Annotated in this window: 1 tRNA gene and 2 rRNA genes; all 3 read left to right on the forward strand. The window is 57.0% G+C overall.

What is annotated here, in order from left to right:
- Positions 1-30: 30 nt before the first annotated feature.
- Positions 31-2,785, forward strand: a 23S ribosomal RNA gene (locus H7X47_RS25610).
- A 308-nt stretch (positions 2,786-3,093) separates the two neighbouring features.
- Positions 3,094-3,209, forward strand: a 5S ribosomal RNA gene (gene rrf, locus H7X47_RS25615).
- Positions 3,210-3,328: 119 nt separating this feature from the next.
- A tRNA-Met gene (locus tag H7X47_RS25620) sits at positions 3,329-3,405 on the forward strand.
- Positions 3,406-3,435 lie beyond the last annotated feature (30 nt).

Raw genomic sequence — 3,435 nt, forward strand, 5'->3', positions numbered from 1 at the left:
ACTTACCCCTGGACGTGACGGATTTCGTTGGATCAAGCGTTTTAAGGGCATTTGGTGAATGCCTTGGCGCACAGAGGCGATGAAGGACGTGGCACGCTGCGATAAGCTGCGGGGAGGGGCGAGCACCCGTTGATCCGTGGATTTCCGAATGGGGAAACCCGGCCCTTTAGGGTCATCTGCTGGTGAATACATAGCCAGTGGAAGCGAACCCGGTGAACTGAAACATCTCAGTAACCGGAGGAAAGGACATCAACCGAGACTCCGTTAGTAGTGGCGAGCGAACGCGGACTAGGCCAGTGGCCGAAGAGTAAGAACCGGAAGCGTCTGGAAAGGCGCGCCATAGTGGGTGATAGCCCCGTACGGGTAGAAAGCTCTTTGGTCCTCGAGTAGGGCGGGACACGTGAAATCTTGCCTGAACATGGGGGGACCACCCTCCAAGCCTAAGTACTCCTGTGCGACCGATAGTGAACCAGTACCGTGAGGGAAAGGTGAAAAGCACCCCGATGAGGGGAGTGAAATAGATCCTGAAACCGAATGCCTACAATCTGTGGGAGCCTCCTTGAGGGGTGACCGCGTACCTTTTGTATAATGGGTCAGCGAGTTAATCTTGCGAGCAAGCTTAAGCCGGTAGGTGTAGGCGTAGCGAAAGCGAGTCTGAATAGGGCGACTGAGTTCGTAGGATTAGACCCGAAACCAGGTGATCTAGCCATGAGCAGGCTGCAGGTGGGGTAACACCCACTGAAGGGCCGAACCCACTGATGTTGAAAAATCACGGGATGACTTGTGGCTAGGGGTGAAAGGCCAATCAAACCTGGAGATAGCTGGTTCTCCGCGAAAACTATTTAGGTAGTGCGTCGAGTGATTACCTTCGGGGGTAGAGCACTGGATGGGCTAGGGGGGCGCGAGCCTTACCAAACCTAACCAAACTCCGAATACCGAAGAGTACAGCTCGGCAGACAGACCATGGGTGCTAAGGTCCGTGGTCGAGAGGGAAACAGCCCAGACCGCCAGCTAAGGTCCCTAAGTTATGGCTAAGTGGGAAAGGATGTAGGAAGGCCAAGACAACCAGGAGGTTGGCTTAGAAGCAGCCACCCTTTAAAGAAAGCGTAACAGCTCACTGGTCTAGTTAAGCCGTCCCGCGCCGAAGATGTACCGGGGCTCAAGCCATACACCGAAGCTGCGGATGTGCCATTCCTACGGGAATGTCACGTGGTAGCGGAGCGTTCCGTAAGCCTGCGAAGGGCTGCCGCGAGGTTGCCTGGAGGTATCGGAAGTGAGAATGCTGACATGAGTAGCGACAAAGAGTGTGAGAAACACTCTCGCCGAAAGTCCAAGGGTTCCTGCGCAAGGCTAATCCGCGCAGGGTGAGTCGGCCCCTAAGGCGAGGGCGAAAGCCGTAGTCGATGGGAACCAGGTTAATATTCCTGGACCTGTGGGTGGTGACGAATGGCGTGTGTTGTACGGGCTTATTGGATTGTCCGTGCAGCGAAGCTGTTCCAGGAAATAACCCCCACGTATAGACCGTACCCCAAACCGACACAGGTGGACTGGTAGAGAATACCAAGGCGCTTGAGAGAACGATGCTGAAGGAACTCGGCAAATTGCCCCCGTAACTTCGGGAGAAGGGGGCCCCGTGCTTGGGCAACCAGGTGCGGGGGGCACAGACCAGGGGGTGGCGACTGTTTATTAAAAACACAGGGCTCTGCGAAGCCGTAAGGCGACGTATAGGGTCTGACGCCTGCCCGGTGCCGGAAGGTTAAAAGGAGCGGTGAGAGCTGCGAATTGAAGCCCCGGTAAACGGCGGCCGTAACTATAACGGTCCTAAGGTAGCGAAATTCCTTGTCGGGTAAGTTCCGACCTGCACGAATGGCGTAACGACTTCCCCACTGTCTCCAGCATCGACTCAGCGAAATTGAATTGCCCGTGAAGATGCGGGCTACCCGCGGTCAGACGGAAAGACCCCGTGCACCTTTACTACAACTTTGCAGTGGCATTAGAGCAGGCATGTGTAGGATAGGCGGGAGGCTTTGAAACCGGGGCGCCAGTTCCGGTGGAGCCAACCTTGAAATACCGCCCTTATCTGTTCTGATGTCTAACCGCGGTCCGTGAAGCCGGATCCGGGACCCTGCATGGTGGGTAGTTTGACTGGGGCGGTCGCCTCCCAAAGAGTAACGGAGGCGCGCGATGGTAGGCTCAAGCTGGTCGGAAATCAGCTGTTGAGTGCAATGGCATAAGCCTGCCTGACTGCGAGAGGGACACCTCGAGCAGAGACGAAAGTCGGTCATAGTGATCCGGTGGTCCCGCGTGGAAGGGCCATCGCTCAACGGATAAAAGGTACGCCGGGGATAACAGGCTGATCTCCCCCAAGAGTCCACATCGACGGGGAGGTTTGGCACCTCGATGTCGGCTCATCACATCCTGGGGCTGGAGCAGGTCCCAAGGGTTCGGCTGTTCGCCGATTAAAGTGGTACGTGAGCTGGGTTTAGAACGTCGTGAGACAGTTCGGTCCCTATCTGCCGTGGGTGTTCGAGACTTGAGAGGATCTGTCCCTAGTACGAGAGGACCGGGATGGACGCACCTCTGGTGGACCGGTTGTCGCGCCAGCGGCACAGCCGGGTAGCTATGTGCGGACGGGATAACCGCTGAAAGCATCTAAGCGGGAAACCCCCCTCAAAACCAGGTCTCGCCTAAGAGCCGTGGTAGACCACCACGTCGATAGGAGGCATGTGGAAGCGCAGCAATGCGTGAAGCTGAGCCTTACTAATCGCTCGATCGGCTTGATCCCCCTCACGTTTGCGCAAGCAAACTGAGGAACGAAACACCGCCACGTCCAGCGGTAAGTCCTCCGTGGTTTGGCAACGCCAAACCACGACCCGACAGCCGTTTGCCGAAGGCAAAGGGCGAAAGGGGTGACCTCGAACCGAGAACTCAAAAGACAACTCGATGAAGACCCCGCTTTGGCAAAAGCCGCCGGCACTCTCGCCGCTTTGCTCCGCAAAGCGACTGTCGTGCCCATCGCTGCCTTGCCAAAGCCAAAGCAGGAGTTATCGCCACTTTGGCCTCCGGCCAAAGGGCTGAACTGTGCTTAGACGACCTGGTGGCTATGGCGAGGGGTTAAACACCCGATCCCATCCCGAACTCGGCCGTGAAAACCCTCAGCGCCGATGGTACTGCGTCTTAAGGCGTGGGAGAGTAGGTCGCCGCCAGGTCTTCCAAGCACAGCTCAGCCACTTTGCGCAGCAAAGCGGCGATGAGGCCGGCATAACAACACACCACACAATCCCGAACCCACCGTCCCCCCACCCAACAGCACTGACAAACCAATTAGCGCGGGGTGGAGCAGTCCGGTAGCTCGTCAGGCTCATAACCTGAAGGTCGCAGGTTCAAATCCTGCCCCCGCAACCAACAAAACAGGCCCCCAAATCGGGGGCCTTT

The sequence above is a fragment of the Pelagibius marinus genome (genome assembly GCF_014925385.1).
GTDB lineage: Bacteria > Pseudomonadota > Alphaproteobacteria > Kiloniellales > Kiloniellaceae > Pelagibius > Pelagibius marinus.